A 24,831-nucleotide genomic window follows, 5' to 3' on the forward strand; every position below is an offset into this window, starting at 1 on the left:
ACAGGAGACAGGACCGATGACGAGCTCCCCCTCCGCCGGGCCCGGACCCGCTCCGGCGCCCCCGTCCGGGTGCCCCGCGGCCGTCCCGCTCTCCGGACCCGGCTTCCACACCGACCCGCAGGCCCTCTACCGGTCCATGCGCCGCGAACACGGCCCCGTCGTCCCGGTGGAACTCCCCGGCGGGTTCCCCGCCTGGCTGGTCATCGGCTACCGCGAGGTCCACCAGGTCACCAGCGACCCCGAACTCTTCCCCCGGGACGTCGCCCTGTGGAACCAGTGGCCGCACGTCCCGGACGACTGGCCGCTCCTCCCCATGGTCGGACGCCCCCTCCCCTCCATCTACTTCAGCGCCGGAGAGGAGCACCGGCGGCACGTCCGGATGGTCGTGCCCGCCCTGGAGGCCGTCGACCCCTTCGAGATCCGCGGCCACTGCGAGCAGCTGGCCGACCGGCTGATCGACGGCTTCTGCGCCCGCGGCACCACCGACCTCGTCGCCGCCTTCTGCGAACCCCTCCCGGTCCTCGTCCTCGCCCGGCTCGTCGGCTTCCCCGACGACGAGGGCGCCGACATCGCCCGGGTGCTGAAGGACCTCGCCGACGGCGGGCCCGAGGCGCAGAGCGCCCACCAGCGGTTCGCCGGACACATGGCCCGGCTGGTCGCCGCGAAGCGCGCCGAGCCCGGCGACGACATCACGAGCCGGATGCTCGCCTTCCCCGAGGAGTTCACCGACGAGGAGTACATGCTCGACCTGATGGCCGTCACGGCCGCCGGGCACCTCACCACCGCCGACTGGATCGGCAACTCCGTCCGGCTGATGCTCACCGAGGACGACTTCGCCGACTCGATGGCCCGCGGCCGCCGCAGCGTCGCCGACGCCATGACCGAGGTGCTGTGGGAGGACGGACCCACCCAGATCCTCGCCGGCCGCTGGCCCGTCCGCGACACCCGCCTCGGCGAGCGCCGGATCAAGGCCGGCGACATGCTGCTGCTCGGCCTCGGCGCCGCCAACACCGACCCCGTGATCCGGCAGGGCGCCCCCGGCGCCACCCCGGCCGAACGCGGCGGCAGCGGCGCCCACCTGGCCTTCAGCCACGGCGAGTACCGCTGCCCCTTCCCCGCCCAGGAGATCGCCGAGATCATCGCGAGGACCGGCATCGAAGTCCTCCTCGACCGGCTGCCCGACCTCCAACTCGGCGTGCCGGCGGACACGTTGGTCCGCCGCCCGTCCGCCTTCCTGCGCGGCACCACCGCCCTGCCCGTCCGGTTCACCCCCGTACCCCCGACAGGAGACCCCTCGTGACCTGCCCGCACGCGGCTGCCGCCCAGGGCGGCCCGCCCGTCGTCGTCGACCCGATGGTCCAGGACCTCGACGGGGAGACCGCCCGGATCGCCGCGGCCGGCCCGCTGGCCCGCATCGACCTCCTCGGCGTGCCCGCCTGGGCCGTCACCCGGCACGCCGACGCCCGGCGCCTCCTGGTCGACCCCCGGCTGGTCAAGGACCTGAACGCCTGGTCCCTGTGGACCAACGGGACCGTCACCCACGCCTGGCCGCTCATCGGCATGGTCGACGCCGGACGGTCCATGTTCACCGTCGACGGCGACGAGCACCGCCGGCTGCGCGCCAAGACCTCGCAGGCGCTGACCCCGCGCCGCCTGGAGGCGATCCGCCCCGACATCGAGAAGTTCACCGCGGAACTCCTCGACGCCCTGGAGGAGGCCGGCCGGGACGGCGCCGTCGTCGACCTCAAGTCCGTCTTCGCGCAGCCGCTGCCCATGCGGGTCGTCGGCATGCTGATGGGCGTCGACCCCGAGGCGAACACGATGCTCACCCGGCAGTACAAGAAGTTCTTCTCGATGCTCACCCCGCAGGACGAGCGGCTCGCCCTCCTCGCCGACCTCGACGTCTTCTACACCGGCCTCGTCCGCGCCAAGACCGCCCTGCCCACCGACGACCTGACCTCGGCGCTCATCCTCGCCGAGGAGGGCGGCGAGCCGCTGACCGAGGAGGAGGTCGTCGGCAACCTGAAGGCGATGGTCGCCGCCGGCCACGAGACCACCATCGGCCTCGTCCTCAACGCCGTGCGCGCCCTCCTCGCCCATCCCGACCAGCTCCGCATGGTGCTGGCCGGCGAGGTCTCCTGGGACGCCGTGATCGAGGAGACCCTGCGCTGGGACACCCCCACCACCCACCTGCTGATGCGCTTCGCCACCGAGGACATCCAGGTCGGCGACGCCGTCGTCCCGAAGGGCGAGGGCGTGGTGATCTCGTACCGGGTCATCGGCCGCGATCCCGAGCAGCACGGCCCGGACGCCGACGCCTTCGACATCACCCGCCCGGCGCCCATCCGGCACATGACCTTCGGCCACGGCCCGCACATCTGCCCCGGCGCGGCCCTCTCCCGCGTCGAGGCGGGCATCGCGCTCCCCGCGCTCTTCGCCCGCTTCCCGCGCCTGCGGCTCGCCGTCCCCGACGAGGAGCTGCGCAACCTCCCGGTGATGACCCAGAACGACCTGGAGTCCTTCCCGGTCCTGCTCGACGCGTAGAACCCCCGTCAGGTCCGCGGGCTCGGCGCCGGGCCCGGGGTCCAGTGGAGGCGGCCGTCCTGACCGAGGGCGGCCACCCCGCCCGGTCCCGCCGCCGGGGCGCCCGCCAGCGGGAAGCCGGACAGCCGCCAGGTGCCGCCGCCCGGGAGCGGGGCCACGGCGAGCCGCCCGGTCCTGGAGCGGGCCGCGACCAGGCCGTCCGCCGCGCTCACCGGGCCGAAGCCCGCGATGCCGCCGGCCGGCGGGACGACCGGGGCCAGCCGGGCGGTGCCCGTGAAGTCGGCAGCCTGAGGCTCGCCGGTGGCGGGCACGCGCGACCAGAGCCGGATGCCGTCGCCGGTCGGCGCCGGGCCCGCGCTCAGCGCCAGCGTCGTCGCCGGCAGCCCGGTCGGCAGCGGACCGGCCACCGGGCCGCCGTCCGACGCGCCGGTCCACATCAGGACCGAGTGCGGGGTGCCCGCGAAGACGTACGTCCGCCCCCGGGTGTCCGTCGCCGCCACCGGGTCGCCGTGCAGATCGGCCCCGCCGAGGCTCCGCCACGGACCCCAGGCGCCGCCCGGCGTCCGCTCGCGCCCGGCGAGCCGGTGGTCGCCGTCGCGCAGGAAGAGCGAGACCCGGCCGGTGCCGTCCACGGTCACGGCGGGCGCGCTGATGTCCGGCGTCCGGTCGGCCTCGTCCCGCTGCCCGGGGGTGCCCAGCGAGCGCCACGCCCCGAACCGGCCGCCCGGCGCGGTCTGTTCGACCGCGACGACCTCGCGCCGGTAGCCGGCCGGACCCTCGAAGGAGGTCCGGGTGCCGAAGACCGCGATCCGCCCGTCGGGCAGCCGTACGGTGTTGACCCCGCCGTCCAGACCGCCGCCGGCCAGCAGCTCCGGACCCTGCCAGGCGCCGCCGGGCGCCCGGTGCCAGGTCGCGAGGCGCCCGTCCTGGACGCCGAAGGCCAGCAGCCCGCCGTCCGCGGCCGGCTGGAGCCAGCCGGTCGACGAGCCGCGCGCGTACCGCACGGTCCCCGTCCAGCCGCGCCCGCTCGGCCGCCCCGACGCCTTCAGGTCGCCGCAGCCCGCCGGGCTGCCGCAGTCGGCCCCGTCCAGCCAGGCGTACGTCTCCAGGCTGCGCAGCTTCTCCTCGGCGGTACGGCTGTCCAGGGCGCGGGGCAGATCCGTGTTCGGGTAGCCCATGTAGCTCTGCACCCCGAAGCGCGGGTTCCCCGGCCGCTCCGCGTACCGGGCCAGCGCCGCCTGCACGAACCGCGCCCCGTAGGCGTGGTCCTGGTGGTCCCGCAGCCGCCCGGTCTTCTCGTGGGTGCCGGGCGTCGGGTCCAGGGTGCGCACGAAGGTCGGCCGGAAGCGGTCGAGCAGCCCCGTCAGCGTGGCGACGACCTGCTCCTTGGAGTACGCGAAGTCCGCGCCGACCGGTGTGCCGGAGGAGAGCTGCGAGGGGAGCGCGGTGATCCGCCCGTGCCACAGGCCGCGCAGGCTCACCGGGCGGTCGGCGGAGGTCGAGCCGGCCTCGCGCAGCTGGAGCCAGACCAGCCGCACCTCGGGCCGGGCCCGCAGGGTGTCCAGCTCGGCCGCGCCGCCGCCGGCCGTGGGGATCACGCTCCGCACCCACGGGCTGGTGCGGTCGCCGGTGGCCATCTCGGCGTACGCGGCGCGTATGCCGTTCTGCCGGGCCTCGGCGAAGGCGGGCTTGTCCGGCAGGGTGGCGGCGGCGGCCTTGCCCGAGCGGGCGTTGACGCCGTTCGACTCGCCCGCGGTCATGTACACGGTGGTCAGCGGGACCCGGTCGGCCAGCGACTGCGCGGTGTCCGGGTTCATGAAGTACAGGTCGTCGTCGGGGTGGGAGACGAACTGGACGACGGCGAGCGGGGCGGCGGCGCGGTCGTCCTTCCCCGCCTGCCCGCGGCCGCCCCGGGCCGGCTCCTGGGCCACGCCCTGGACGGCCTGGCGGCTCGGCCGCGGGTCGGGGGCGGGCTCCCCGGCGGCGGTGGTGGACGACGGGGCGACGGCCGCGCCGTGCGCCTCCTCCGTGGCGGACGTCGCCGTGAGCACGCCCGCGAGGGTCCCGCCGGTCAGCACGGCGACCGTCGCCGCGGTCATGACGGACCGGCGGTGACGGAAGGGGCGTATGAGGCGGGAGGGACGGCGGACGGACATGGCGGGGGAGGGCTTTCTCTACCTGGGCGACGGGGGAGCGTCGGAGAGCGACGGCGGTTCGCGACCGCGACGGCGACGGGACGAACGACTCACATGGGTACAGGGCCGGAGCCGCCGAAGGGTTCCGAAAAGGGCCCGATGTGCCCGACGTCACGTGTGATCCGTACCGGATCCGGGCAGGTGAGAACGGTTTCCGGCCACCCCGCCGACCCCTCCCGTACGGGCCCGCCGACCCCTCCCGTACGGGCCCGCCGACCCCTCCCGTACGGGCCTGCCGATTCCGCCCGTACGGGCCTGCGGGCTCCTCCCGTACGGGCCTGCCGATTCCGCCCGTACGGGCCTGCGGGCTCCTCCCGTACGGGCCCGCCGATTCCTCCCCGTACGGGCCCGCCGGCTCCTCCCCGTACGGACCTCCCGGCTCCTCCCCGTACGGACCTCCCGGCTCCTCCCCGTACGGACCTCCCGGCTCCCCCCCGTACGGACCTCCCGGCTCCCCCCGTACGCCGGCCCCGCCCCTCCTTGCCGCTCCCTGCCCGTCGCGCACGCCCGGTCCGCTCGCTGCGGATAGGCTCGATCCGTCGGGCGTGCGGGGCTGGAGGGAGCGGCGGAGATGACGGTGCCGGGGCGCAGGAGCAGTACGTTCTCACGGCTGCTGCGGCACGGGTTCACCGATCCGTCCGGGGCCGAGCGGCTGCTCGACCTCCCCGAGCTCGCCGCCCTGCGCGGCGACCCGGTCCTGCTCGACGCGCTGGGCGCCACCGCCGATCCCGACCTCGCCCTGCGCGGCCTGGTCCGGCTGGTCGAGGCGCAGCCCGAGACCGAGCGGCAGACGCTCACCACCACGCTGCTCTCCGCCAAGCCCTTCCGGGACCGGCTGCTCGGGGTCCTCGGCGCCTCGGAGGCGCTCGCCGACCACCTGGCCCGGCACCCGGGGGACTGGGCGACCCTGGTCACCTACGAGGCGGCCGATCTGCACCCGGGGATCACCGAGTTCGAGCGGGGGCTCGCCGAGGCGACCGACCCGGTGTCCCTGCGGGTCGCCTACCGCCGCTGCCTCCTCGGGATAGCGGCCAGGGACGTGTGCGGCACCACCGACGTCGCCCAGACCGCCGCCGAGCTGGCCGACCTGGCCACCGCCACCCTGCGGGCCGCGCTCGCCCTCGCCCGGGCGGCGGCACCCGCCGACGCGGCCCAGTGCCGGCTCGCCGTGATCGCCATGGGCAAGTGCGGCGGCCACGAGCTGAACTACGTCTCCGACGTCGACGTCATCTTCGTCGGCGAGCCCGTGGAGGGAGCCGACGAGGCCAAGGCGATCCAGGCCGCCACCCGGCTCGCCTCCCACCTCATGCGGATCTGCTCCGAGACCACCGTCGAGGGCACCATCTGGCCGGTCGACGCCAACCTCCGCCCCGAGGGCCGCAACGGCCCGCTCGTCCGCACCCTCTCCTCCCACCTCGCCTACTACCAGCGCTGGGCGAAGACCTGGGAGTTCCAGGCCCTCCTCAAGGCCCGGCCGGTGGCCGGCGACCCCGAGCTCGGCGTCGCGTACGTGGACGCGGTCTCCCCGCTGGTCTGGCAGGCCGCCGAGCGCGAGAACTTCGTCACCGACGTGCAGGCCATGCGCCGCCGGGTCGTCGACAACATCCCGGTCGCCCAGGTCGACCGCGAGCTGAAGCTCGGCCCCGGCGGCCTCAGGGACGTCGAGTTCGCCGTCCAGCTCCTCCAGCTGGTGCACGGCCGCAGCGACGCCACCCTGCACAGCGGCTCCACCCTGGACGCGCTCGCCGCCCTCGCCGCCGGCGGCTACGTCGGCCGCGCCGACGCGGCCCAGCTCGACGAGGCGTACCGCTTCCTGCGCGCCATGGAGCACCGCATCCAGCTGTACCGGCTGCGCCGCACCCACCTCGTCCCCGAGGGCGAGGACGACCTGCGCCGCCTCGGCCGCTCGCTCGGCCTGCGCACCGACCCGGTCGCCGCGCTGAACAAGGAGTGGAAGCGGCACGCCTCCGTCGTCCGCCGCCTCCACGAGAAGATCTTCTACCGGCCGCTGCTCGACGCCGTCGCCCAGCTCGCCCCCGGCGAGATCCGGCTCAGCCCGAAGGCGGCGGGACAGCGCCTCGAAGCCCTCGGGTACGCCGACCCCGCCGCCGCCCTGCGCCACCTGGAGGCGCTGGCCTCCGGGGTCAGCCGCAAGGCCGCCATCCAGCGCCATCTGCTGCCGGTGCTGCTCGGCTGGTTCGCCGACTCCGCCGACCCGGACGCCGGCCTCCTCGGCTTCCGCCGGGTCTCCGACGCCCTCGGCAAGACCCCCTGGTACCTGCGGCTGCTCCGCGACGAGGGCGCCGCCGCCGAGAACCTCGCCCGGGTCCTCTCGGCCGGCCGGCTCGCCCCCGACCTGCTGCTGCGCGCCCCCGAGGCGGTCGCCATACTCGGCGACCCCGGGGGGCTGCGGCCGCGCGGCCGGGACCACCTGGAGCAGGAGGTCCTCGCCGCCGTGGGCCGCGCGGACGACGCCGAGCAGGCCGTGGCCGCCGCCCGGGGGGTGCGCCGCCGCGAGCTGTTCCGTACCGCCGCCGCCGACCTCATCGACTCGTACGGCACCGAGGACAGCCCCCGCACCTCCGACCCCGGCGCGCTGGTCGACCGGGTCGGCGAGGCCGTCACCGACCTCAACGCCGCCACGATCGCCGGCGCGCTGCGGGCGGCCGTCCGCGCCGAGTGGGGCGACGAACTCCCCACCCGTTTCACGGTCATCGGCATGGGCCGCTTCGGCGGCCACGAACTCGGCTACGGCTCCGACGCCGACGTCCTCTTCGTGCACGAACCGCGCGAGGGCGTCGACGAGCAGGAGGCCGCCAGGGTCGCCAACCGGGTCGTCACCGAGATGCGCAGGCTCCTCCAGCTCCCCACCACCGACCCGCCGTTGCTCATCGACGCCGATCTCCGCCCGGAGGGCAGGAGCGGCCCCATGGTCCGCACCCTCGCCTCCTACGCGGCGTACTACCGCCGCTGGTCGCTCGTCTGGGAGTCCCAGGCGCTGCTCCGCGCCGCCCCGATGGCCGGCGACGCCGACCTCGGGCAGCGGTTCATCGAGCTGGTCGACCCGCTCCGCTACCCCGCCGAGGGCCTCGGCGAGGACGCGGCCCGCGAGATCCGCCGCCTCAAGGCCCGCATGGAGTCCGAGCGGCTGCCGCGCGGCGCCGACCCCACCCTCCACGCCAAGCTGGGCCGCGGCGGCCTCAGCGACGTCGAGTGGACCGTCCAGCTGCTCCAGATGCGGCACGGCTGGTCCGAGCCGGGGCTGCGCACCACACGTACCCGGACCGCGCTCTCCGCCGCGCACGCCGCCGGCCTGATCCCGACCGAGGAGGCGCAGACCCTCGACGAGGCGTGGGTCCTCGCCACCCGGGTGCGCAACGCGGTCATGCTGGTGCGCGGCCGCCCCGGCGACACTTTCCCCTCCGACCCGCGCGAACTGGCCGCCGTGGGCCGCTACCTGGGCTATGGCCCCGGCCATGTCGGCGAGATGGTGGACGACTACCGCCGCATCACCCGCCGGGCCCGCGCGGTCGTCGACGACCTCTTCTACGGCGCCTGAGCCGACGGGGCCGGACCGTATCCGCCCGGGCCCTACGGCGCCTGAGCCGACGGGGCCCGGACCCGTATCCGTCCGGGCCCGGCCCGGCCCGGCCGGATACGATCGCGGCATGGCCCTGATCATGAGCGACGTGCACACGTTCGAGGTGGCCCGGCCCCGGCTGGAGGCCATCGCCTACCGGATGCTCGGTTCCTCGGCCGAGGCGGAGGACGCCGTGCAGGAGACCTTCCTGCGCTGGCAGGCCGCCGACACCGGGCGCATCGAGGTGCCCGAGGCGTGGCTCACCAAGGTGCTCACCAACTACTGCCTCAACCAGCTCACTTCGGCCCGCGCCCGCCGCGAGACCTATGTGGGGCAGTGGCTCCCGGAACCCCTGCTCGCCGGCGACCCGATGCTCGGCCCCGCCGACACCGCCGAACAGCGCGAGTCCGTCTCGTACGCCGTGCTCGTCCTCCTGGAGCGCCTGACGCCGGCCGAGCGCGCGGTCTACGTGCTCCGCGAGGCGTTCGGCTACCCGCACCGGGAGATCGCCGAGATCCTCGACATCAGCACCGCGTCCAGCCAGCAGATCCTGCACCGCGCCAGGAAGCACGTCGCGGAGGGCAGGGCCCGTACCGAGATCGACGGGGCCGCCGCCCGCAGGATCGTCGAGGAGTTCCTGGCCGCCGCGACCAGCGGTCGTACCGAACCCCTCATCGAGCTGCTCACCCAGGACGCGGCGGCCGTCGGCGACGGCGGCGGCAAGGTCCCCGCCCGCGCGAGGGCCTTCGAGGGCGCGGTCGCGGTCGCGACCTTCCTGCGCGGCCTCTTCAAGCCGAGCGACGCCAAGCGGGCGCTGGTCGGCGGCTCGCCCGCCTTCTACGCCTCCACCGCGAACGGCGGCCCCGCGCTCGTCGCCGTCGTGGACGGCCGGGTCGTCGCCATCACCTGCCTGGAGGTCACCCCGGGCGGCATCGCCGCCGTCCGCAGCCAGGTCAACCCCGACAAGCTGGACCGCGCCACCGAGCGCTGGGCCGCGGAGGAGCACGAGGCCCCGCTGTTCGTCTACTGACCCCCCACCGAGGGGTGTGACGCAGGTCACATCGGATTCCTGTCAGGGAACGCGGGGCCGCCTGGTTCAAGGGGCGAGACCACGCCGGAGAAACGGCGCGGACCCCGCGCAGACAGGAGTTCGGTCATGCAGCACCGCATCGTCGTCCTCGGAGCCGGCTACACCGGAGCCGTCGCCGCCGGCCGCCTCGCCCGCCGCCTGCGGCGCGACGGGGTGAGCATCGCGCTGGTGAACCCCGAGCCCGACTTCGTCGAGCGGGTCCGCCTGCACCAGCTCGCGGCCGGCCAGGACCTCACCCCCCGCCCCTTCGCCGAGATGTTCGCCGGGACCGGCGTCGAGCTGAAGCTCGCCCGGGTCGCCGCCGTCGACGTCGACCGCAAGGCGGTCACCGTGGACGGCGCCGCCGGACGCGAGGAGCTGGCGTACGACTCCCTGGTCTACGCCCTCGGCAGCGGCTGGGACGACGGCGGCGTCCCCGGCGCCGCCGACCACGCCCACGAGCTCGCGAGCCGCCCCGGCGCCCTCCGGCTCCGCGCCCGGCTCGCCGCCCTGGAGGCCGGCCGGACCGTGGTGGTGGTCGGCGGCGGCCTGACCGGTCTGGAGGCCGCGACCGAGATCGCCGAGAGCCGCCCCGACCTCGACGTGTCCCTGGTCGTCCGCGGCGCCCTCGGCGACTGGCTCGGCGAGAAGGGCCGCGCCCACCTGCGGAAGGTCGTCGCCGGGCTCGGCATCACCGTCCACGAGCACCGGACGGTCGCCGCCGTGGCCGCGGACCGGGTCACCACCGCCGACGGCACCGCCGTCCCGGCCGACGTCACCGTCTGGACCACCGGCTTCGCCGTCCACCCCATCGCCGCGGCCACCGGCCTCGAGCTCGCCGCCGACGGCCGGATCGCGGTCGACGCCACCATGCGCTCGGTCTCCCACCCCGACGTCTACGCCGTCGGCGACGCGGCCCTGGCCGCCGGGCCCGAGGGCAGGCCGCTGCGCATGTCCTGCGCCTCCGGCGTCCCCATGGCCTGGCAGGCCGCCGACGCCCTCGCCGCCCGGCTGGCGGGCGTCAAGGTGCCCCGGGTCGCGATCCGCTACTTCCAGCAGTGCGTCTCGCTGGGCCGCAAGGAGGGCCTGATCCAGTTCGTGACGGCCGGCGACCGGGCCAAGGAGAAGGCCCTGACCGGCCGCACCGCCGCCCGCTACAAGGAGCTGATCTGCAAGAGCGCCGTCTGGGGCGTCGCCCACCCGACCATGGGCCTGCCCTCCCGCCGCCGGCGACCGGCCCGGCGGGCGCTCGGGGAGGCCGTCCCGGCGGAGGCGACCGCCTGACGGCGGCGAGGCGTAACGGGCCCGTCCGGCACGAACCGTCCCCTACGGGCCTGCCCGGCGCGAACCGTCCGGCTCCGGGCCCGCCCGGCGCGAACCGTCCGCTACGGGGCCACCAGCCCCCGGACGTGCGCCAGATAACCCGCGAGCGCCAGCTCGAAGGCGTGGTCGGCGTGGCCCTCCGGGGCCGCGCCGAGGGCCGCGGCCAGGCGTGGGGTGACCGTCTCGTCGGCCACCTCCCACATCGCCTCCGGCGCGGCGAGGTCCAGCGCCGAACCCAGCACCAGGTTCTCCAGGCCGATGATGACCGGCATGACGTCCGGCAGCGCGAAGCCCGCGTCGAGCAGCAGCGTCACCGCCCGCTCGTACTGGCCGAGGACCATCGGGGCCCGCACCGGCGAGGTCATGAGCAGCGGGATCGCCCGGGGGTGCGCGGCGAACGCGGCCCGGTAGGAGCGGGCCCAGGCCGCCATGCCGGACTCCCACGGGCCCCGGGTCAGCGCCTCCGCGTCGATGGCCGAGGCCACCCGCTCGCGCATCAGCTCGATGATGCCGTCCCGCCCGTCCACGTGGTGGTAGACGGAGGCGGTCTGGACCCCGAGCCGCTTCGCGATCTGCGGCACGCTGAGATCGCCCAGCTCGTCGACGACCGCGAGCGCCGTGGTGGTGATCCGCTCCCGGTCGAGGAGGGGTCTGCGCGGCCGGCCCATGCGAGGTCACTCCCTGTTCAGGTTCCCGTCGGGTCTTCCCCCGCGGACGAGGCCGAGGTTACATTGCGGCAACCGAAAGCCTTTAGGTTTCGCTTCCCGCGGAACCCCCTGCCACGGAAGGGCTTCCCCCCGCATGCCCGGAACCACCCCCGACCAGCCGCCAGGACTCCGCACCGGCACGCTCACCACCAGCGACATCACCTTCTTCGTCGTCTCCGCCGCCGCCCCGCTCACCGTCATGGCTGGCGTCGCCCCCGTCGCCATCCTGCTCGGCGGCATCGGCGCCCCCGTCGGCTACCTCCTCGCCGGCGTCACCCTCACCGTCTTCGCCGTCGGCTTCACCACCATGAGCCGGCACGTCCGCTCCGGCGGCGCCTTCTACGCGTACATCACCCGCGGCCTCGGCGTCCCCCTCGGCATCGCCGCCGCCCTCGTCGCCATGCTCGGCTACAACGGCATGGAGATCGGCGTCTACGGCCTCCTCGGCTCCGCCACCTCCGACACCGCCGCCGCCTTCGGCCTCGACATCCCCTGGCTCCCGGTCTCCCTCGCCGGCCTGCTGGTCATCTGGTACGGCGGCTACCGCTCGATCGACTTCGGCGCCAAGGTCCTCGGCGTCCTCCTCGTCGCCGAGACCGGCATCCTCGTCCTGCTCGCCGGCGGCGTCCTCCTCGACGGCGGCGCCGACGGCCTCTCGATCGCCGGACTGGCCCCCGCCCACGTCCTCACCGGCGGCACCGCCGCCGTCCTGGCCTGCGCCTTCGCCGCCTTCACCGGCTTCGAGTCCACAGTCATCTACCGCCGCGAGGCCCGCGACCCGGACCGCACCGTCCCCCGCGCCACCTACCTCGCGGTCGCCTTCCTCGGCCTCTTCTACGCCTTCGTCGTCTGGACCGTCATCCAGGCGTTCGGCGAGGACAAGGTCGTCCAGGCAGCCGCCGACGACCCCGGCGGCCTCTTCTTCGCCGCCATCACCACCTACGTCGGAGCCTGGGCCGCCGACCTGATGCACGTCCTCATCGTCACCAGCGTCCTCGCCTCCCTCCTCGCCTTCCACAACGCCATCAACCGCTACACCCTCGCCCTCGCCGAGGAAGGCGTCCTCCCGAAGGCCCTCGGCCGGATCCACCCCCGCCACCGCTCCCCGTACCTCGCGGGGGCCGCGCAGACCGTGCTCGGCGCCGTCGTCGTCCTCGCCTTCGCGCTCGCCGGCGCCGACCCGTACCAGCAGCTGCTGCTCTGGGTGAACACCCCCGGCATGCTCGGCCTGATGGTCCTCCAGCTGCTCGCCGCGCTCGCCGTGCCCTGCTTCTTCCGGAAGACCCCGCACCAGGAGGGCGTCTGGCGCACCCTGGTCGCCCCGGTCGCCGCCTTCGTCCTGCTCGCCGGCGCGATCCTCCTGGTCACCGCCAACATCGAGCTCTTCACGGCGGCCTCCACCACCGTCAACACCGTGCTCGTCGCCCTCGTCCCCGCCGTCTTCGTCCTCGGCCTGCTGCTGGCGCGCCGGCTGCGCCGCACCCGCCCCGAGGTCTACGCCCGCTTCGCCGCCGAACCCACCCCCCAGGGAGAGACCCCCGCATGTCCGCCGACCTCGTCCTCCTCCACGCCCGCGTCCGCGATCCCGAGCTCACCGGCCACACCGCTGTCGCCGTCCGTGACGGACTGATCGCCGCCGTCGGCTCCACCGCCGACGCCCGCGACTGGACCGGACCCGGCACCGAGACCGTCGACCTGGCCGGCGCCACCCTCGTCCCCGGCCTCACCGACTCCCACAGCCACCCCGTCTGGGGCCTGGAGATGGCCACCGGCACCGACCTCTCCGCCGTCACCGACCTCGACGGGCTCCGCGCCGCGCTGCGGGACGCCGGGCGCCGCGAGGGCTGGATCCTCGGCTTCGGGCTCGACCACAACGTGTTCGGGGGCCGCCCGATCCACCGCGACCTCGTGGAGGACGTCCTCGGCGGCGCCCCCGCCTACCTCCGCCTCTACGACGGACACTCCGCCCTCGTCAGCGCCGCCGCCCTCACGGCCGCCGGCATCGAGGGCCCCCGGGCCTTCGACCAGCGCTCCGAGATCGTCTGCGACGCGCAGGGCCGCCCCACCGGGCACCTGATCGAGCACGCCGCCATGGACCTGCTGACCCCGGTCCTGCCCGTCACCCCCTACGCCGAGCGCCGCGACCGGCTCGTCGCGCTGCTCTCCGCCATGGCCGCCACCGGCCTCACCACCGCCCACGTGATGGACCTCGGCGGCCACGACGTGCCCGGCCTGCTCGCCGCGATCGAGGAGGACGGCGACCTGCCGGTACGGCTCCGGCTCGCGCCCTGGTGCATGCCGGGCGCCACGGAGGAGGACCTGGCCGCCCTGATCGGGCTCCAGGAGCGGGCCGGCCGGAACTGGCGCGTCGGCGGCGTGAAGTTCTTCATGGACGGCACGGTCGAGGGCGGCACCGCCTGGCTGGAACACGCCGACTGCCACGGCCAGGGCACCGACGCCTTCTGGCCCGACCCGGAGGCGTACTCCGCCGCCGTCCGCCGGCTCCACCGGGCCGGCGTCGGCACCGCCACCCACGCCATCGGCGACGCCGCCGTCCGGCACGTCCTGGACACGGTCGCGACCCTCGGCGCCGGCGGCCCCCGCCACCGGATCGAGCACATCGAGACCGTCCCCGACGACCAGCTCGGCCGCTTCGCCGCCCTCGGCGTCGCCGCCTCGATGCAGCCCCCGCACACCGCGTACACCCGCGCCGACCACACCGACCAGTGGTCCGTGCGGCTCGGCGAGGAGCGGGCGGCGCGCGCCTGGCGCTGCCGCGACCTGCGCGAGGCGGGCGCCGTGCTCGCGCTCGGCTCGGACTGGCCGATCGCCCACTACGACGCCCGGCAGGTCCTCGCCACGGCCCGCGCCCCGCGCGGCGCCGCCTCGGCCCGCCACGGCCTCACCGGCCTGATGGCCCTGGAGGGCATGACGACCCACGCGGCCCGCGCGGCGGGGGAGGAGACGCTGACCGGGCGGATCGCCCCGGGACTGCGCGCCGATCTGACCGCCCTCGCCCTGGATCCGACGGAGGCCCCCGCCGACGAAACGGCGGGGGCCCCGGTCCAGCTCACGGTCAGCGGCGGCCGGATCACCTTCCGGAGCTGACGGGCTCCTCGCGGTCCGCGGGCTCGGGCGCGTCCGTCCCCCGCGCGGGGGCGGACGCCGCCGGCGCGACGGCGGTCATCGGCTCCACCCGCTTCGACAGGCGGTGCGGCCAGGTGCCGTACCAGAAGTAGGCGACGGCGAAGCCGAAGCCGAGGCAGATCCAGCCGCCGACCGCGTCCATCCAGAAGTGGTTGGCGGTCGCGACGATCACGACCAGGGTCGCCGCCGGGTAGAGCAGGCCCAGGATGCGGGCCCAGGGCGCCTTCGCCAGGAAGAAGATCGTCAGGCCGCACCAGGTCGACCAGCCGATGTGCATCGACGGCATCGCCGCGTACTGGTTCGACATGTGCTTGAGGTCGCCCGAGGCCATCGAGCCCCAGGTGTTGTGCACCAGGACCGTGTCGACGAAGTCCATGCTCTCCATGAGCCGCGGCGGCGCGAGCGGATACAGGTAGTAGCCGACCAGGGCCACGGCGGTGGTGGCGAAGAGGACCGTACGGAACGCGGCGTAACGGCCCGGCTGCCATCGGTACAGCCAGACGAGCACACCGATGGTGACGATGAAGTGCAGCGTCGCGTAGTAGTAGTTCATCGCCACGATGAGCCATGTCACCGAGTTCACGGCGTGGTTCACGGCGTGCTCGAAGGCGAGGCCGAGGGATTCCTCGGTCCGCCAGATCCAGTCCGCGTTCCTCAGCGCCTCGGCCTTCTGCTCCGGCACCGCGTTGCGGATCAGCGAGTACACCCAGTAACTGACCGCGATCAGCAGCAGTTCGAACCAGATGCGGGGACGCCGGGGGCTGCGCGCACGCAGCCACGCCCACCGGCCGTCGGCCACGATGGGTGACGACGGGGTCGTCCGGTCGTCCAAACTCTTCACGGTCGCTTCACCCATAGGCAGAGAGTTTGCCAGATCCACGCCCCCCGACCGATCATCCCCCGGTCGGGTGTGCGGCGCACCCTCTCCGACTCAGGGACGAGGTACCCGGGGACTACGCGCGGGCGGGCGCCGGGGCGGAGGCCGTGGAACCGCGGACCACCAGCTCCGGCATGAAGACGAACTCCGAGTGCGGGGCCGGAGTGCCGCCGACCTCCTCCAGGAGGGCGCGGACCGCCGCCTGCCCCATGGCCTGCACGGGCTGCCGGATGGTGGTGAGCGGCGGATCGGTGAAGGCTATGAGAGGGGAGTCGTCGAAGCCGACGACGGAGACGTCCCTCGGCACGTCGAGCCCCTGCTGCCGGGCCGCGCGGATCGCGCCGAGCGCCATCATGTCGGAGGCGCAGACCACCGCCGTGCACCCCTTGGCGATCAGGGCGGCGGCCGCCGCCTGGCCGCCCTCCAGGGTGTAGAGGGAGTGCTGGATCAGCTCCTCGGACTCCTCCGGGGTGAGACCGAGCCGGTCCCGCATCCCCTTCTGGAAGCCCTCGATCTTGCGGAGCACCGGCACGAACCGCTTCGGCCCGACGGCGAGCCCGATCCGGGTGTGGCCGAGGGCGGCGAGGTGCGTGACGGCCAGCTGCATCGCGGCCCGGTCGTCGGGCGAGACGAAGGGCGCCTGCACCTTGGGGGAGAAGCCGTTGATGAGGACGTACGGGACGCCCTTGCCGCGCAGCTGGTCGTAGCGGGAGGTGTCCGCCGTGGTGTCGGCGTGCAGCCCGGAGACGAAGATGATGCCGGCCACCCCGCGCTCCACCAGCATGTCGGTGAGCTCGTCCTCGGTGGACCCGCCGGGGGTCTGGGTGGCGAGCACCGGGGTGTAGCCCTGGCGGGTCAGGGCCTGCCCGATGACCTGCGCGAGGGCCGGGAAGATGGGGTTGTCCAGTTCGGGGGTGATCAGCCCGACGAGGCCGGCGCTGCGCTGGCGCAGCCGTACCGGTCGCTCGTAGCCGAGCACGTCGAGCGCGGCAAGGACGGATTCGCGGGTGGCGGTGGCCACACCGGGCTTGCCGTTGAGCACGCGGCTGACTGTGGCTTCACTGACCCCCGCCTGGGCTGCGATGTCGGCAAGCCGCGCGGTCATGAGAGTGGACTGTACCGGTCACAGCGCGTATTGCCCACCAGTGGGGGAGGCCCTCGCTCGCCGCAAGGCCGGCCGTCAGGACTCCGCAAGGTCTTGCAGGTCTTGCGGTGGGACGGGGGTGACGGTTGCTGCGGAAGGGGCCGTTCCGCGCGGTGGTGAGGGTGCTTGCCGGGCCGATCCGGGCCGCCGCGGGCCGGAGAATCCGGGCGAAAGGGAGGAAGGATCGCTTCCGCGCCGCTGTCAAGCGGCCCTACGGCAACCTTCGGGACACGCCGATGTAACGATCCCCGGCCCTTGCAGAAATTTCCAGCAAGGTCTTTCGGCTCGTTTTCATCCCTGTTACGTTCCTGGCAACCCGGAGCGCCGCGAGGGAGCGGTCGCAATGAGGAAGGTTCCAGCCCCTCGTCTCCCCGGGATCATGTTGAAGGAGTTCACATGCGGCGTGGCATAGCGGCCACCGCGCTGGTCGCGGCCCTGGGCGTCACCCTGGCGGCGTGCGGCGGGAGCGACAGCGGTTCCAACGGCGCCTCGAAGAGCTCGGGCGAGCTCTCCGGCACCGTGACGTGGTGGGACACCTCCACGGTCGGCTCCGAGGACAAGGTCTTCAAGAAGCTCGCCGAGGGCTTCACCAAGAAGCACCCCAAGGTCACCGTCAAGTACGTGAACGTGCCGTTCGGTGAGGCCCAGAACAAGTTCAAGAACGCCGCGCAGTCCGGCTCCGGCGCCCCCGACGTGATCCGCTCCGAGGTCGCCTGGACCCCCGAGTTCGCCGACCTCGGCTACCTCGCCCCGCTGGACGGCACCCCGGCGCTCAAGAACCAGGACGACTTCCTGGCGCAGGCCGCCGCCTCCACCAAGTACAAGGACAAGACCTACGCGGTCCCGCAGGTCATCGACTCCATGGGCCTCTTCTACAACAAGAAGCTGCTCAAGGAGGCCGGTGTCGAGGCCCCGAAGGACATCACCCAGCTGAAGGCCGCCGCCGCCAAGATCAAGGAGAAGACCGGCAAGTCCGGCCTGTACCTCCGCGGCGACGACGCCTACTGGTTCCTCTCCTTCCTGTACGGCGAGGGCGGCGACATGGTCGACGCCGAGAACAAGACGATCACCATCGACAACGAGGCCGGCGTCAAGGCGTTCAAGACGGTCAAGGACCTCGTCGACTCCAAGGCCGCGATCACGGACGCGACCAACGGCTGGGACAACATGCAGGCCGCCTTCAAGGACGGCAAGGTCGCGATGATGATCAACGGCCCGTGGGCGCTCGCCGACACGTACGCCGGCAAGGAGTTCGCGGACAAGGCCAACCTCGGCATCGCCCCGGTCCCGGCCGGGTCGGGCGGCCAGGGCGCCCCGCAGGGCGGCCACAACCTCGCCGTCTACGCCGGCTCCAAGAACCTGGACGCCTCCTACGCCTTCGCCGAGTACATGTCCTCGGCCGAGGTCCAGACCCAGGTCACCAAGGAGCTGAGCCTGCTCCCGACCCGCCAGTCCGTCTACCTGGAGTCCGAGGTCGCGGGCAACGAGAAGGTCGGCTTCTTCAAGCCGGTCGTCGAGAAGGCCGTCGAGCGCCCCTGGATCCCGGAGGGCGGCAGCCTGTTCGCGCCGCTCGTCACCGAGTACACCAAGGTCCTCACCGGCCAGACCACCCCGGAGCAGGGAGCGAAGACGGTCGGCGAGGGCTACCGCAAGCTCCTCAAGGACTGGAAGTAAGAGGAAGGCTGACCGGCTGATGGCTGTGGACACCCCCAGCCAGTCGGTGGCGAAGGCCGCGGGCGACAGCGTCGCCCGCGGCCGGAGCCGCGGGACTGGTCCGAAGCGACGGGCGCCGAAGCGCTCCCTCGCCACCCACTGGTACGCGTGGGCCATGGTCGCCCCCGTGGTGATCGTGATCGCCGTGATCATCGGCTACCCGCTGATCCGCGGCATCTACCTGTCGCTCACCGACGCCAACGAGCGCAACGTCGCGCGCAGCATCGGCGTCAACGAGATCCCGGCCACCTACGAGTTCGTCGGCCTGGACAACTACGTCACGGCCATCAACGGCAGCCAGTTCTGGGCCACGCTCGGCTGGACGGTCCTGTGGACCGTCGCCTGCGTGTCGATCACCTTCGCCCTCGGCCTGGCCCTCGCCAACATCCTCAACCGCAAGATCGCCGGCCGCTCCGCCTACCGGATGATGCTCATCCTCCCCTGGGCGGTCCCCGGCTTCGTCTCGGTCTTCGCCTGGCGCTTCCTCTACGACGAGCGCCGCGGCATGCTCAACCAGATCCTCTCCGGCGTCGGCATGGACGGCCTGCCCTGGCTGAACGACCCCACCTGGGCCAAGTTCTCCGTCATCGCCGTCAACGTCTGGCTCGGCATCCCCTTCATGATGGTCGCCCTCCTCGGCGGTCTCCAGTCCATCCCCGGCGAGCTCTACGAGGCGGCCGAGATGGACGGCGCCAACGCCTGGCAGCGCTTCCGGAACATCACCATGCCGGGGCTCCGGTCCGTCTCCACGACGGTGGTCCTCCTCTCCACCATCTGGACCTTCAACATGTTCCCGGTGATCTTCCTGCTCACCCGGGGCGGACCCGGCGAGGCCACCCAGATCCTCGTCACCCAGGCGTACAAGTTCTCCTTCGAGATCAGCCCGCGCGACTTCGCCCAGTCGTCCACGTGGGGCGTCCTCATCCTGGTGCTCCTGATGATCTTCGCCGCGATCTACCAGCGCGTCCTCCGCAAGCAGGGAGAAGTCTGGTGACCACCACGAACCCCGCCCCCCAGGCGATGAACGCCCCGATCCGGGGCCGCCGCTCGCCGCTCGCCTCGGTCGCGCTGCACCTCACCCTGATCGTCGCCTCCGTCATCGCCGTCTTCCCGGTGCTGTGGGTCCTGCTGACCTCGCTCAAGCCGGCGAAGTACGCGACCACCACGGACTTCTTCAAGGAGACGACGTTCGAGAACTACACGAACCTGCTGAGGGACACCCCGTTCCTCACCTGGTTCGGGAACTCGCTCCTCGTCGCCGGACTCACCACCGTCGTCGGCGTCTTCATCTCCGCCACCACCGGCTACGCGGTCAGCCGCTTCCGCTTCGCCGGCAAGCGCGGCCTGATGTGGACCCTGCTCATCACGCAGATGTTCCCGGTCGCCGTCCTCATCGTGCCGATCTACAACATCATGGCGTCGCTGGGGCTGCTCAACCAGTCGGCCGGCCTGGTCATCACCTACCTGACCATCGCCGTCCCGTTCTGCGCCTGGATGATGAAGGGCTTCTTCGACGGCATCCCGCGCGAGATCGACGAGTCCGGGTACGTCGACGGGCTCACCCCCTTCGGCACCTTCTGGCGGCTCATCCTGCCGCTCGCCAAGCCGGGCATCGCGGTCACCGCCTTCTACTCCTTCATCACCGCCTGGGGCGAGGTCGCCTACGCCTCCGCCTTCATGGTCGGCGACGAGAACCTGACGCTCGCCGGCGGTCTGCAGAAGTTCGTCAACCAGTACGGGGCCCAGTGGGGTCCGATGACGGCGGCCTCCGTCCTCATCGCCATCCCCGCCGCCCTGGTGTTCCTCTTCGCCCAGCGCCACCTCGTCACCGGCATGTCCGCCGGCGCCGTCAAGGGCTGACGGCGCTGGACGCCGATCCCGTACGCCCCTCCTTACCTCCCAGGGAAGACATGACCCAGCACCTCGCCACCCCCGCCGCCGCCCCGACCACCGGCACCGACACGGGCTGGTGGAGAGACGCGGTGATCTACCAGGTCTACCCGCGCAGCTTCGCCGACGGCAACGGCGACGGCATGGGCGACCTGGTGGGCATCCGCAGCCGGCTGCCGTACCTCAAGGAGCTCGGCGTCGACGCCGTCTGGCTCTCCCCCTTCTACGCCTCCCCGCAGGCCGACGCCGGGTACGACGTCGCCGACTACCGGGCCATCGACCCGATGTTCGGCTCGCTGCTCGACGCCGACGCCCTGATCCGCGAGGCCCATGGGCTGGGCCTGCGCGTCATCGTGGACCTGGTCCCGAACCACTCCTCCGACCAGCACGAGTGGTTCCAGCGCGCCCTGCGCGAGGGCCCCGGCTCCCCGCTGCGCGACCGCTACCACTTCCGCCCCGGCAAGGGCGAGAACGGCGAACTCCCGCCCAACGACTGGGAGTCCATCTTCGGCGGCCCCGCCTGGACCCGGGTCGAGGACGGGGAGTGGTACCTCCACCTCTTCGCCCCCGAGCAGCCGGACTTCGACTGGGACCACCCGGCCGTGCGCGACGAGTTCCGCTCGATCCTGCGCTTCTGGCTGGACATGGGCGTCGACGGCTTCCGCGTCGACGTCGCCCACGGCCTGGTCAAGGCCCCCGGCCTGCCCGACATCGGCGCCCACGACCAGCTGAAGCTGCTCGGCAACGACGTCATGCCCTTCTTCGACCAGGACGGCGTCCACGAGATCTACCGCTCCTGGCGGCAGATCCTCGCCGAGTACGACGGCGAGCGCGTCCTCGTCGCCGAGGCGTGGACCCCCACCGTCGAGCGCACCGCCAACTACGTGCGCCCCGACGAGATGCACCAGGCGTTCAACTTCCAGTACCTGGGCACCCACTGGGACGCCACCGAGCTGCGTACCGTCATCGACGCCTCGCTGGAGGCGATGCGCCCGGTCGGCGCCCCCACCACCTGGGTGCTCTCCAACCACGACGTCACCCGGCACGCCACCCGCTTCGCCAACCCGGCGGGCCTCGGCACCCAGCTGCGCACCCCCGGCGACCGCGCGCTCGGCCTGCGCCGGGCCCGCGCCGCGACGCTGCTGATGCTGGCGCTGCCCGGCTCGGCCTACATCTACCAGGGCGAGGAGCTGGGCCTGCCGGACGTCACCGACCTGCCCGACGAGGTCCGCCAGGACCCGTCCTTCTTCCGCGCCACCGGCCAGGACGGCTTCCGCGACGGCTGCCGGGTGCCGATCCCGTGGACCGCCGAGGGCTCCTCGTACGGCTTCGGCGACGGCGGCTCCTGGCTGCCGCAGCCGGCCGCATGGGGCGGGCTGAGCGTCGAGGCCCAGACCGGCGACCCCGGCTCCACCCTGGAGCTGTACCGCAGCGCGCTCGCCGTCCGCCGCGAGCGCCCCGAACTCGGTGCGGGCGAGGCCGTGGAGTGGCTGGAGGCACCCGAGGGTGTGCTCTCCTTCCGCCGCGACGGCTTCGTCTGCACCGCCAACACCACCGGCCGGGCCATCTCCGTCCCGCTGCCCGGCCGGTATCTCCTCTCCAACGAGGAAGTCCGCACGGTGGACGACGAGGTGGAGATCCCCGCCGACACCACCGTCTGGTGGGCGGTGTGACGATCCCCCCGCCGCGGGGCACCGGCAACGGCGCCCCGCGGCTCGCGGACATCGCGGCCCAGTCCGGGGTCAGCGAGGCCACCGTCAGCCGTGTCCTCAACGGCAAGGCGGGGGTGGCCGGCGCGACCCGGCACAAGGTCCTCGCGGCGCTCGACGTGCTCGGCTACGAGCGTCCCGTCCGGCTGAAACGCCGGAGCGCGGGCCTCGTCGGGCTCGTCGTGCCCGAGCTGACCAACCCGATCTTCCCCGCCTTCGCGCAGGTGGTCGAGCAGGTCCTCGCCGGGCACGGATACACGCCCGTGCTCTGCACCCAGATGCCCGGCGGCGCCACCGAGGACGAGCTGGTCGACCAGCTCGTCGAGCGCGGGGTGGCCGGCATCGTCTTCCTCTCCGGGCTGCACGCGGACGCCTCCGCCGACCCGGCGCGGTACGCCCGGCTGACCGAGCGGGGCGTGCCGTACGTCCTCATCAACGGCTACCACGAGCGGATCGACGCCACCTTCGTCTCCCCGGACGACCGCGCCGCCGCCCGGATGGCCGTGCGGCACCTGGCCGAGCTCGGGCACGAACGCATCGGCCTGGCCATCGGCCCCACCCGGTACGTGCCCTCGCGCCGCAAGGCGGAGGGCTTCGCCGCCGAGCTCTACGAGGTGCTCGGCGTGGAGCGGGCGGAGGCCGAACGCTTCGTGCGGCCCACCCTGTTCGGCGTCGAGGGCGGGCACGCCGCCGCCGAGATCCTCCTCGACGAGGGGTGCACCGGCATCGTCTGCGGCTCCGACCTGATGGCGCTCGGCGTCGTCCGGGCGGCCCGCGCCCGGGGCCTCGACGTGCCCCGGGACGTCTCCGTCGTCGGCTTCGACGACTCCCCGCTGATCGCCTTCACCGACCCGCCGCTGACCACCGTGCGCCAGCCCGTGCAGGCCATGGCGACGGCGGCCGTCGGCGCGCTCCTGGAGGAGATCGAGGGCAGCCCGGTGCAGCGCACCGAGTTCGTCTTCCAGCCGGAGCTGGTCGTGCGCGGATCCACCGCGCAGCCGCCGCAACTCCTTGCGTAATCCCTTGCGATCGCGGTGCCGGAAGTATTGACCGCACGCCTGTACGCCCCTACGGTCGCGGCTGAAAACAGTTGCTGAGAATTTCGGCAACTTCTTGCGAACAGCTCTCGCACGCGACAGGGACGTCGTACAGGAGGAAGCATGGCAAGAAGGACCGTGGCCGCTGCACTCGCCCTCGTGGCGGGAGCCGCTGCGGCCGTCACGGTGAACGCCCCGGCCCAGGCCACGCCGCCGGGGACCAAGGACGTCACCGCGGTGATGTTCGAGTGGAAGTTCGCCTCGGTGGCCCGGGAGTGCACCGACCGCCTCGGACCGGCCGGCTACGGCTACGTCCAGGTCTCCCCGCCCCAGGAGCACCTCCAGGGCTCGCAGTGGTGGACCTCGTACCAGCCCGTCAGCTACAGGATCGGCGGCCGGCTCGGGGACCGCGCCGCCTTCAAGAGCATGGTGGACACCTGCCACGCGGCCGGCGTGAAGGTCATAGCCGACTCGGTCATCAACCACATGGCCAACGGTTCCGGCACCGGAACGGGCGGGACCCCGTTCTCCAAGTACGACTACCCCGGCCTCTACTCCGGCTCCGACATGGACGACTGCCGGGCCACCATCTCGAACTACCAGGACCGCGGGAACGTCCAGAACTGCGAACTGGTGGGCCTCCCCGACCTCGACACCGGCGAGGAGCACGTCCGAGGGAAGATCGCCGGCTACCTCAACGACCTCCTCTCGCTGGGCGTCGACGGGTTCCGCATCGACGCCGCCAAGCACATGCCGGCCGCCGACCTCGCGAACATCAAGACCCGGCTGACCGACCCGGACGTCTACTGGAAGCACGAGGCCATCTTCGGGGCGGGCGAGGCCGTCTCCCCGAGCGAGTACCTCGGCAGCGGCGACGTCCAGGAGTTCCGCTACGCCCGCGACCTCAAGCGGGTCCTCCAGAACGAGAAGCTCGCCTACCTCAAGAACTTCGGCGAGTCCTGGGGCTACATGCCCTCCGGCCGGTCCGGCGTCTTCGTCGACAACCACGACACCGAGCGCGGCGGCGACACCCTGAGCTACAAGGACGGCGCGAACTACACCCTCGCCTCCGTCTTCATGCTCGCCTGGCCCTACGGCTCCCCGGACGTCCACTCCGGCTACGAGTGGACCGACAAGGACGCCGGACCGCCGGGCGGCGGTCAGGTGAACGCCTGTTACACCGACGGCTGGAAGTGCCAGCACGCCTGGCGCGAGATCTCCTCCATGGTCGCCTTCCGCAACACCGCCCGCGGCGAGGCCGTCACGAACTGGTGGGACAACGGCGGCAACGCGATCGCGTTCGGCCGCGGCTCCAAGGCGTACGTGGCGATCAACCACGAGTCCTCCGCGCTCACCCGCGCCTTCCAGACCTCCCTGCCGGCCGGCACCTACTGCGACGTCCAGTCGAACACCCCGGTCACCGTCGGCGCGAACGGCCAGTTCACCGCCACCCTCGGCGCCAACACCGCGCTCGCCCTGCACACCGGCGCCACGAGCTGCGGCGGCGGCACCACCCCCACCACGCCGCCCACCACCCCTCCCACCACGCCCCCCGCCACCGCGGGCGCCGCCTTCCACGCCACCGCCACCACGGTGATGGGCCAGAACATCCACGTCGTCGGCAACCGCCCCGAACTCGGCAACTGGGCCCCCGCCGCCGCCCCCAAGCTCGACCCGGCCGCCTACCCCGTCTGGAAACTGACGGTCGCCCTGCCCGCCGGGACCGTCTTCGAGTACAAGTACGTCCGCAAGGACGCCGCCGGGAACGTCACCTGGGAGTCCGGAGCCAACCGCACCGCGACCGTCCCCGCCTCCGGCCAGATCGTCCTGAACGACACCTTCCGCAGCTGAGCCCCCTCGCTCCGCAGGGCCGCCCCGACCGGGGCGGCCCCCTCT

Annotated in this window: 17 protein-coding genes; 13 read left to right on the forward strand and 4 right to left on the reverse strand. The window is 73.3% G+C overall.

Annotated elements, in window-relative coordinates:
* The first annotated feature begins 16 nt into the window (after positions 1 to 16).
* Both ACIGHB_RS14185 and ACIGHB_RS14190 read left to right on the forward strand, forming a co-directional pair.
* A complete protein-coding gene (locus ACIGHB_RS14185; RefSeq protein ID WP_399912895.1) occupies positions 17 to 1,300 on the forward strand; it encodes a cytochrome P450 in 1,284 nt (427 codons plus the stop codon).
* Positions 1,297 to 2,544 carry a cytochrome P450 gene (locus ACIGHB_RS14190; RefSeq protein ID WP_399912898.1) on the forward strand — a complete coding sequence of 416 codons (1,248 nt, stop codon included), beginning with the start codon at positions 1,297 to 1,299 and terminating at the stop codon, positions 2,542 to 2,544. The genes ACIGHB_RS14185 and ACIGHB_RS14190 overlap by 4 nt, the downstream gene beginning before the upstream one ends.
* Positions 2,545 to 2,552: 8 nt before the next feature.
* On the opposite strand, the gene ACIGHB_RS14195 is transcribed toward ACIGHB_RS14190, so the two are convergent.
* Positions 2,553 to 4,643 carry a PIG-L family deacetylase gene (locus ACIGHB_RS14195; RefSeq protein ID WP_399912901.1) on the reverse strand — a complete coding sequence of 697 codons (2,091 nt, stop codon included), beginning with the start codon at positions 4,641 to 4,643 and terminating at the stop codon, positions 2,553 to 2,555.
* A gap of 667 nt (positions 4,644 to 5,310) precedes the next feature.
* Here ACIGHB_RS14195 and ACIGHB_RS14200 point away from each other — a divergent pair.
* From ACIGHB_RS14200 to ACIGHB_RS14210, 3 genes are all read left to right on the forward strand, one after another.
* Positions 5,311 to 8,298: a bifunctional [glutamine synthetase] adenylyltransferase/[glutamine synthetase]-adenylyl-L-tyrosine phosphorylase gene (locus ACIGHB_RS14200; RefSeq protein ID WP_399912904.1), complete on the forward strand. Its 2,988-nt coding sequence runs from the start codon at positions 5,311 to 5,313 to the stop codon at positions 8,296 to 8,298.
* A 109-nt stretch (positions 8,299 to 8,407) separates the two neighbouring features.
* A complete protein-coding gene (gene sigJ / locus ACIGHB_RS14205; protein WP_399912907.1) occupies positions 8,408 to 9,349 on the forward strand; it encodes an RNA polymerase sigma factor SigJ in 942 nt (313 codons plus the stop codon).
* A 126-nt stretch (positions 9,350 to 9,475) separates the two neighbouring features.
* Positions 9,476 to 10,672, forward strand: a complete 1,197-nt coding sequence (locus ACIGHB_RS14210) for an FAD-dependent oxidoreductase (RefSeq protein WP_360311938.1) — start codon at positions 9,476 to 9,478, stop codon at positions 10,670 to 10,672.
* Positions 10,673 to 10,773: 101 nt separating this feature from the next.
* Here the strand turns inward: ACIGHB_RS14210 and ACIGHB_RS14215 are convergent, their stop codons facing one another.
* A complete protein-coding gene (locus ACIGHB_RS14215; RefSeq protein ID WP_360311940.1) occupies positions 10,774 to 11,379 on the reverse strand; it encodes a TetR/AcrR family transcriptional regulator C-terminal domain-containing protein in 606 nt (201 codons plus the stop codon).
* A gap of 133 nt (positions 11,380 to 11,512) precedes the next feature.
* Here ACIGHB_RS14215 and ACIGHB_RS14220 point away from each other — a divergent pair, with 133 nt between their 5' ends.
* Together ACIGHB_RS14220 and ACIGHB_RS14225 are read left to right on the forward strand one after the other, a co-directional pair.
* The gene (locus ACIGHB_RS14220; protein WP_360311942.1) at positions 11,513 to 13,048 is read left to right on the forward strand and encodes an APC family permease; all 1,536 of its coding nucleotides are present in this window, start codon (positions 11,513 to 11,515) and stop codon (positions 13,046 to 13,048) included.
* Positions 12,961 to 14,526 carry an amidohydrolase gene (locus tag ACIGHB_RS14225; RefSeq protein ID WP_399912912.1) on the forward strand — a complete coding sequence of 522 codons (1,566 nt, stop codon included), beginning with the start codon at positions 12,961 to 12,963 and terminating at the stop codon, positions 14,524 to 14,526. Before ACIGHB_RS14220 ends, ACIGHB_RS14225 begins: the two co-directional genes overlap by 88 nt.
* On the opposite strand, the gene ACIGHB_RS14230 is transcribed toward ACIGHB_RS14225, so the two are convergent.
* A complete protein-coding gene (locus tag ACIGHB_RS14230; protein ID WP_360311946.1) occupies positions 14,510 to 15,421 on the reverse strand; it encodes a phosphatase PAP2 family protein in 912 nt (303 codons plus the stop codon). The two genes, ACIGHB_RS14225 and ACIGHB_RS14230, sit on opposite strands and share 17 nt — an antisense overlap.
* 97 nt (positions 15,422 to 15,518) lie before the next feature.
* Positions 15,519 to 16,547: a LacI family DNA-binding transcriptional regulator gene (locus tag ACIGHB_RS14235; RefSeq protein ID WP_360311948.1), complete on the reverse strand. Its 1,029-nt coding sequence runs from the start codon at positions 16,545 to 16,547 to the stop codon at positions 15,519 to 15,521.
* Between the two features lie 435 nt (positions 16,548 to 16,982).
* Between ACIGHB_RS14235 and ACIGHB_RS14240 the strand changes: the two genes are divergently transcribed.
* From ACIGHB_RS14240 to ACIGHB_RS14265, 6 genes are all read left to right on the forward strand, one after another.
* Positions 16,983 to 18,260 carry an extracellular solute-binding protein gene (locus ACIGHB_RS14240; RefSeq protein WP_399912916.1) on the forward strand — a complete coding sequence of 426 codons (1,278 nt, stop codon included), beginning with the start codon at positions 16,983 to 16,985 and terminating at the stop codon, positions 18,258 to 18,260.
* A gap of 19 nt (positions 18,261 to 18,279) precedes the next feature.
* Positions 18,280 to 19,293 (forward strand): sugar ABC transporter permease, encoded by a 1,014-nt coding sequence (locus ACIGHB_RS14245; RefSeq protein WP_360311952.1) that lies wholly within the window; start codon positions 18,280 to 18,282, stop codon positions 19,291 to 19,293.
* 26 nt (positions 19,294 to 19,319) lie between these two features.
* Complete coding sequence (locus ACIGHB_RS14250) at positions 19,320 to 20,159, forward strand: carbohydrate ABC transporter permease (protein ID WP_360311988.1); 840 nt, start codon at positions 19,320 to 19,322, stop codon at positions 20,157 to 20,159.
* A 50-nt stretch (positions 20,160 to 20,209) separates the two neighbouring features.
* The gene (locus ACIGHB_RS14255) at positions 20,210 to 21,862 is read left to right on the forward strand and encodes an alpha-amylase family glycosyl hydrolase (protein ID WP_399912918.1); all 1,653 of its coding nucleotides are present in this window, start codon (positions 20,210 to 20,212) and stop codon (positions 21,860 to 21,862) included.
* Entirely contained in the window at positions 21,850 to 22,917 is a 1,068-nt protein-coding gene (locus tag ACIGHB_RS14260; protein WP_360311956.1) for a LacI family DNA-binding transcriptional regulator, read from the forward strand. Before ACIGHB_RS14255 ends, ACIGHB_RS14260 begins: the two co-directional genes overlap by 13 nt.
* A 141-nt stretch (positions 22,918 to 23,058) precedes the next feature.
* The gene (locus ACIGHB_RS14265; protein WP_399912922.1) at positions 23,059 to 24,786 is read left to right on the forward strand and encodes a carbohydrate-binding module family 20 domain-containing protein; all 1,728 of its coding nucleotides are present in this window, start codon (positions 23,059 to 23,061) and stop codon (positions 24,784 to 24,786) included.
* The last annotated feature ends 45 nt before the right edge of the window (positions 24,787 to 24,831 follow it).

The organism is Streptomyces sp. NPDC085460, assembly GCF_044541975.1.
GTDB lineage: Bacteria > Actinomycetota > Actinomycetes > Streptomycetales > Streptomycetaceae > Streptomyces.

What these genes read in the sequence shown, in the direction of transcription:
- ACIGHB_RS14185 (WP_399912895.1), top strand. Translation starts at nt 17, where the DNA reads ATGACGAGCTCCCCCTCCGCCGGGCCCGGACCCGCTCCGGCGCCCCCG.
- ACIGHB_RS14195 (WP_399912901.1), bottom strand. Translation starts at nt 4,643, where the DNA reads ATGACCGCGGCGACGGTCGCCGTGCTGACCGGCGGGACCCTCGCGGGC.
- ACIGHB_RS14200 (WP_399912904.1), top strand. Translation starts at nt 5,311, where the DNA reads ATGACGGTGCCGGGGCGCAGGAGCAGTACGTTCTCACGGCTGCTGCGG.
- sigJ (WP_399912907.1), top strand. Translation starts at nt 8,408, where the DNA reads ATGGCCCTGATCATGAGCGACGTGCACACGTTCGAGGTGGCCCGGCCC.
- ACIGHB_RS14210 (WP_360311938.1), top strand. Translation starts at nt 9,476, where the DNA reads ATGCAGCACCGCATCGTCGTCCTCGGAGCCGGCTACACCGGAGCCGTC.
- ACIGHB_RS14215 (WP_360311940.1), bottom strand. Translation starts at nt 11,379, where the DNA reads ATGGGCCGGCCGCGCAGACCCCTCCTCGACCGGGAGCGGATCACCACC.
- ACIGHB_RS14220 (WP_360311942.1), top strand. Translation starts at nt 11,513, where the DNA reads ATGCCCGGAACCACCCCCGACCAGCCGCCAGGACTCCGCACCGGCACG.
- ACIGHB_RS14225 (WP_399912912.1), top strand. Translation starts at nt 12,961, where the DNA reads ATGTCCGCCGACCTCGTCCTCCTCCACGCCCGCGTCCGCGATCCCGAG.
- ACIGHB_RS14230 (WP_360311946.1), bottom strand. Translation starts at nt 15,421, where the DNA reads ATGGGTGAAGCGACCGTGAAGAGTTTGGACGACCGGACGACCCCGTCG.
- ACIGHB_RS14235 (WP_360311948.1), bottom strand. Translation starts at nt 16,547, where the DNA reads ATGACCGCGCGGCTTGCCGACATCGCAGCCCAGGCGGGGGTCAGTGAA.
- ACIGHB_RS14240 (WP_399912916.1), top strand. Translation starts at nt 16,983, where the DNA reads ATGCGGCGTGGCATAGCGGCCACCGCGCTGGTCGCGGCCCTGGGCGTC.
- ACIGHB_RS14245 (WP_360311952.1), top strand. Translation starts at nt 18,280, where the DNA reads ATGGCTGTGGACACCCCCAGCCAGTCGGTGGCGAAGGCCGCGGGCGAC.
- ACIGHB_RS14250 (WP_360311988.1), top strand. Translation starts at nt 19,320, where the DNA reads ATGAACGCCCCGATCCGGGGCCGCCGCTCGCCGCTCGCCTCGGTCGCG.
- ACIGHB_RS14255 (WP_399912918.1), top strand. Translation starts at nt 20,210, where the DNA reads ATGACCCAGCACCTCGCCACCCCCGCCGCCGCCCCGACCACCGGCACC.
- ACIGHB_RS14265 (WP_399912922.1), top strand. Translation starts at nt 23,059, where the DNA reads ATGGCAAGAAGGACCGTGGCCGCTGCACTCGCCCTCGTGGCGGGAGCC.